This window comes from Nostoc sp., from assembly GCF_036916575.1.
In the GTDB taxonomy this organism is placed as follows: Bacteria; Cyanobacteriota; Cyanobacteriia; order Cyanobacteriales; family Nostocaceae; genus Nostoc.
Map to the genome: position 1 here is coordinate 26,465 of NZ_JBALGC010000003.1, position 6,227 is coordinate 32,691.

Annotated in this window: 4 protein-coding genes; 1 reads left to right on the forward strand and 3 read right to left on the reverse strand. The window is 43.4% G+C overall.

Annotated elements, in window-relative coordinates; translation table 11 throughout:
* Window positions 1-41: 41 nt before the first annotated feature.
* Window positions 42-2,690 (forward strand): MGH1-like glycoside hydrolase domain-containing protein, encoded by a 2,649-nt coding sequence (locus V7L29_RS01065; RefSeq protein ID WP_334734259.1) that lies wholly within the window; start codon window positions 42-44, stop codon window positions 2,688-2,690.
* Window positions 2,691-2,914: 224 nt separating this feature from the next.
* Here V7L29_RS01065 and V7L29_RS01070 read toward each other — a convergent pair whose 3' ends face one another.
* The 3 genes from V7L29_RS01070 to V7L29_RS01075 form a co-directional block, all read right to left on the reverse strand.
* Window positions 2,915-5,530, reverse strand: a complete 2,616-nt coding sequence (locus V7L29_RS01070) for a glycogen/starch/alpha-glucan phosphorylase (RefSeq protein ID WP_334734260.1) — start codon at window positions 5,528-5,530, stop codon at window positions 2,915-2,917.
* Between the two features lie 122 nt (window positions 5,531-5,652).
* Window positions 5,653-5,760, reverse strand: a complete 108-nt coding sequence (locus V7L29_RS35350; RefSeq protein ID WP_442944107.1) for a nuclease A inhibitor family protein — start codon at window positions 5,758-5,760, stop codon at window positions 5,653-5,655.
* Window positions 5,761-5,890: 130 nt separating this feature from the next.
* Window positions 5,891-6,058, reverse strand: a complete 168-nt coding sequence (locus tag V7L29_RS01075) for a hypothetical protein (RefSeq protein ID WP_334693490.1) — start codon at window positions 6,056-6,058, stop codon at window positions 5,891-5,893.
* Window positions 6,059-6,227: the final 169 nt, after the last annotated feature.

A 6,227-nucleotide genomic window follows, 5' to 3' on the forward strand; every position in this document is an offset into this window, starting at 1 on the left:
GTTGATAGTGATTCATTCAAAGAGCGTAAATTAAAAGAACTATGACCGCAGAAGAACAACGTTTGCAAGAAGACCGAGAACGCAAAGCTTACTGGCGACGCTGGGGATCGTACCTGAGTGAGCGGCAATGGGGCACTGTCCGCGAAGACTACAGCCCCGATGGTTCAGCTTGGGACTACTTTCCCCATGACCATGCGAGATCCCGTGCTTATCGTTGGGGCGAAGATGGCATTGCCGGAATTTCTGACAATCATCAGCGATTGTGTTTTGCGATCGCTCTCTGGAACGAGCAAGACCCGATCCTTAAAGAGCGGATGTTTGGCCTAACGAGCAACGAAGGCAATCACGGCGAAGATGTTAAAGAATACTACTTTTTTCTTGACAATACGCCAACTCATGCATACATGAAATTCTTGTACAAATATCCACAGCAGGCATTTCCCTATACTCAACTAGTCGAAGAGAACCGTCGCCGCAGCAAGCAAGAACCAGAATTTGAATTACTTGACACGGGTGTATTTGCCGAAGACCGCTACTTTGATGTGTTCGTTGAATACGCCAAAGCCTCTGCTGAAGATATATTAATTCAAATCACGATCGCTAATCGCGGTTCTGAGGCCAAGCCATTGCGTCTGTTGCCGTCACTTTGGTTTCGCAATACTTGGTCATGGGATGGAAAAAGTAAAAAACCGATGCTGAAGGTGCTGAATTCAAAAGCAGATTTCAGCATCATTGAAGCGTCTCATCCTGACATGAGCAACTATTGGCTTTACTGTCAAGGTGCAACAGAACTTTTGTTTACTGAGAATGAAACGAATTTTCAGCGGCTGTATGGTGTGGAAAATACCTCACCTTACGTTAAAGATGGCTTTCATGAGTATGCGATCCACAACCGCACTGATGCGGTGAATCCGAACCGCATGGGCACGAAGTTTGCTGCTGACTATAAATTGATGATTCCACCAGGTGCAACGCAAACTGTACGCTTACGGCTGGCAGATTCGTCTAATATTGCCGATCCATTTGGCGATGAGTTCGAGGAAATTTTAAGCGATCGCATCAAAGAAGCTGACGAATTCTATCAGCGGATTACGCCGTTTCAACTATCCGATGACGAGCGGATTATCCAGCGACAGGCGTTTGCGGGAATGCTGTGGAGTAAACAGTTTTACCTGTACGTCATCGAGGATTGGCTCAAAGGCGACCCTGCGACTCCGACTCCCCCCGATTCGCGTCGGAGTGTTCGCAACGCAGATTGGGTACATGTATATATTGATGATGTTCTCTCCATGCCCGATACCTGGGAGTATCCTTGGTTTGCCGCTTGGGATTTAGCATTCCACATGATTCCACTGGCAATGATTGATCCAGATTTTGCCAAGCGACAACTGCAACGCCTAACACGGGAATGGTACATGCATCCTAATGGGCAGTTACCCGCCTACGAGTGGAAACTGAGCGATGTCAATCCACCCGTACACGCATGGGCAGCGTGGCAGGTCTATCAAATCGAGCAGAAATTCTACGGACAAGCTGACAAACGATTTCTGGAAGGAGTATTTCAAAAGCTGCTGCTCAACTTTACCTGGTGGGTTAACCGCAAAGATGCCGAGGGTAAAAACATTTTTCAAGGCGGCTTTTTGGGCATGGACAACATTGGCGTGTTTGATCGCAGTGCCCCCCTACCCACAGGTGGCGATTTAGAGCAGGCAGACGGTACAAGCTGGATGGCAATGTTTTGCATGAACATGCTGACAATTGCCCTAGAACTGGCAATGGATGAACCTATCTACGAAGATATTGCCAGTAAATTCTTCGAGCATTTTCTACGAATTGCCGATGCCATGAATGGGATTGGTCAGGATGAACTTGTCCTCTGGAATGAAGAGGACGGGTTCTTCTACGATGCACTCCACTTCCTAGATGGGCATCATTTTCCCATGAAAGTGCGATCGCTGGTTGGCTTAGTGCCTTTATTTGCGATCGGAATTCTCGAACCCGAAATCCTCAAAAAACTCAGCGGATTTCGCCAGCGTTCCGATTGGTTTATTAAAAATCGCCCAGACCTTACAACTAGAATTGCCTGTATGCATACCACAGGCGAACACCAGCGCCGTTTACTGGCAATCTTAGATGGCAAGAAGCTAAAGCGCATCTTAGAGCGCATGTTAGATGAGCGCGAGTTTTTAAGTCCCTATGGCATTCGCTCTGTATCGAAATTTCATGCAGCTCATCCCTTCATCATGCACGTCAACGATCAAGAATATCAGGTAGACTACGAACCAGCTGAATCTACAAACAACTTATTTGGTGGCAATTCTAACTGGCGTGGCCCGATTTGGTTTCCGATGAATTATCTGCTTATTGATGCCCTATACCACTTTCATAAATACTTAGGGGATGAGTACAAAGTAGAATGTCCGACTAATTCTGGACAATGGATGACGCTAAAGGAAGTGGCGATCGAGTTATCAAAACGACTTGAATGCATTTTTCTACAAAATGCCAACGGGCATCGACCTGTCTACGGTGCCGTCGAGGTTTTTCAGACGAATCCTCATTGGCGAAATTTGCTCACCTTCAATGAGTACTTTCATGGCGACAATGGTGCTGGCCTAGGAGCAAGCCACCAAACTGGCTGGACAGGAGTGATTGCACAATTAATTCATCGGTGTGGTGAAAGTTTATAGGACTACCCCTTTCAACGTGAACGACACTTCGACAAGCTCAGTGCATCGCTACGCTCAGTACAAGTCAGTGACTACCGCAGGCATCGCCCTTAAAAAATACAAGCGAGTCAAAGTTGCATCAACAGAGCGTAGGCGTAGCCCGCCGTAGGCATCGCTCTATCGAAGCATCTGAAGCAACTATATTTAACCCTCGACCATCACCCGAATACACACTTTTGAGTAGCTCAATCGTTATGTGACATGTTTGGCAATGGTGCTTCTTTGACTTTTACGCCTGTCTTTTGTTCTTGACTATCATTTAAATTAATCCTCACTGGCTGAAGATGCCAGATATCTTGGGCATATTCACGAATGGTACGGTCTGAGGAAAAATAACCCGTGCGAGCAGTGTTAAATATTGACATCCTTATCCAGTTTTCCCGCTCTTGATAAGCTTGACTAACTTTTTGTTGACACTCGAGATAAGATTGATAATCTGCAAATAACATATACTCATCCCGATTCTTTAAGGAATCTATTAATGGCTGAAATAAGTCTGTGTTTCCACCAGAAAAATAACCATCAGCAATTTGGTCAATTGCTTGCTTGAGTTCAGGATTATTGTTGTAATAGTTCCACGGATTATATCCTTGCGCTTTCAGCTGAGCAACTTCAGGAGCAGTTAATCCAAACTGAAAAAAGTTTTCTGCACCGACGCGCTCACGAATTTCAATATTTGCTCCGTCTTGTGTACCAATTGTCAGCGCTCCGTTAATCGCAAACTTCATGTTACTTGTACCAGAAGCTTCCTTTCCAGCAGTGGAAATTTGCTCAGAAAGGTCAGCAGCAGGATAAATTCGCTGTGCTAATGAAACATTGTAGTTGGGTAAAAAGACTACTTTCAGCTTGTCACCTACATCAGCGTCATTATTAATCACATTGGCAACAGAATTAATTAGCTTAATTATTAACTTTGCCATTGCATAACCAGGTGCTGACTTTCCACCAAAAATTACAGTTCGCGGTACTATATTAAGGTTGGGATTTTTCTTGATGCGATTATAGAGAGTAATAATGTACAGGATATTTAAATGCTGACGCTTATACTCATGAAAGCGTTTGACTTGAATATCAAACAAAGAATTGGTATTTATCTCAATACCAGTTGTTTGCAAAATATATTCTGCTAAATCTTGCTTGTTTTCATGTTTAACCTGCCACCAAGATTGTCGAAAATCCGCATTGTTTATGAAAGCTTCTAATTGCTTGAGTTCATCTAAATTATTAATCCAGTCTTTGCCAATCTTGTTAGTAATTAACAGTGCTAATTTCGGATTAGCAAGTAATATCCAACGGCGGGGAGTAATCCCATTAGTTTTATTGCTAAATTTTTGAGGAAACAATTCATATAAATCTGGAAACAAGTTGTTTTTTAACAACTCAGTATGTAGTTCAGCAACACCATTAATGGCATGACTACCTACACAAGCAAGGTGTGCCATCCGGACTTTCTTTTCTGCGCCTTCCTCAATCAGTGAAAGTCGAGCTATTTTATCATTATCTCCAGCATACTTGAGACGAACCTGTGTTAAGAACCTGCTGTTAATTTCAAAAATAATTTCTAAATGTCTGGGCAACAAATGACCAAACAAATCAATATTCCAACGTTCCAACGCTTCTGATAGCAGAGTGTGATTAGTAAATCCAAAACTATTCTGGGTAATATCCCACGCTTTGTCCCAATCTAATTGATGAACATCCACTAACAACCGCATCATTTCTGCAATGCCAATAGATGGGTGAGTGTCGTTGATTTGGATCGCAAATTTTGCCGGGAATTGGTCAAAATTCTCATGTGTCTGTAGATAATTGCGAATTATATCTTGCAGCGAGCAAGAAACAAAAAAGTATTGCTGCTCTAAACGAAGTTCTTTACCTTGATAGTTTTGGTCATTCGGATAAAGGACTTTGGTAATATTTTCGGAAAAAACTTTATCTGCTACAGCGTCGGTAAAGTCCCCAGAGTTAAAAATCTGCAAGTTGAAATCTTCGCTGGCTTTAGCACTCCACAAGCGCAGTGTATTCACTGTATTGCTGCTATAACCGGAAATTGGCGTATCGTAGGGTGTGCCTAACACGGTTCGCTCTGGTATCCAGCGTACTTGATAGCGTCCGCGTTCGTCCGTGTAAGCCTCAGTGTGTCCGCCGAATTTGACTTCTACAATATAATCGAGACGGGGAATTTCCCAAGGATTCCCAAATCGTAGCCAGCGATCTGGGCGTTCTACTTGCCACCCATCTTGAATTACTTGCTGAAAAATCCCGAATTCGTAGCGAATACCGTAACCAATGGCAGGCATTTCTAGGCTAGAAAGAGAATCGAAAAAGCAAGCCGCCAGTCGTCCTAAACCACCATTGCCCAATGCTGGTTCGTCTTCTTGTTCCAACACATCATCAAGATTAAAGCCTAATTCTTGAAGAATATTACGAGTTTCTTGATAAAGTCCGACATTCATTAAATTTTTTCCCAACTGCGGCCCAATTAGGTATTCGGCAGATAGGTAGCAGAGGATTTTGACATCTTTGTGCAGATAGGTTTGTTCTACACTTTTTAGCCAACGGTGCAGTAGGCGATCACGTACAGTATACGCCAACGCCATGTAGTAATCATGTGCAGTTGCCCAGTCTCGATCCTTCGCCTGGATGTAGTAGAGATTATCTAAAAGAGCGCGTTTTAGCGTTACTGCATCCATACCCGTGCGGTCGTCTTGCACCTGAACTTGGACTTGTTCTGTCCGCCGATGGCATTTTTTAAAATGCGGGATGCGATTATTATGATGATTTATGCGTTCGTGATTCATCGGTTTTCTTATGAAAATAGGGAACAATTACTGATTGCTAAATTATCCAAACTGACCGCTAACATAATCTTTGGTTGCTTGCTCTTGAGGATTGTTAAAGATAGCCTAATTATTTTCATATTCTACTCTCCTATTTTCCAATGAACTGCCTCAAAAGGATAGTCTGATTCACTTGTATAAAACACACCTGACACTGCTTGCTTGGGAGCATCCCAAATGTGTAAAAACATATTTTGTCATTGCGTTTGCCCTTGGCGTTCCCGCAGGGTACGTAATGAAATGGAGCGTACTCCTTCGGAGAAGCAAGCTACGCGGAGCGTCTCGTAGAGAAGCAATCGCAAAGTCTAGATGTTGCGATTGCTACCCTGCGGGAACGCCAAGGGCGAACATTCCGCTACCCTTCGGGAACGCCAAGGGCGAACGCTTCATTCGCAATGACAATCTATTATCTTGGTAAATTTGCTCCCATTGGGATGCTCCCGCTTGCTTAAGCATTTTTATTAGAGAATCACTAGTTTGATGTGTCATAGTTGCAATCGTTTTACGGGTAGCAGCGTAACTTCACCCCAATATCCTCTAATTCGTTCAGCTATTTCTTGAGTAGTTTCACTTAAAGACGAAATCTAATAACGGGTTTCATTAGTTACTTCAATAACATTGTGTGTGAAAACTTGACGTTCTGATTTGACTTGAATCA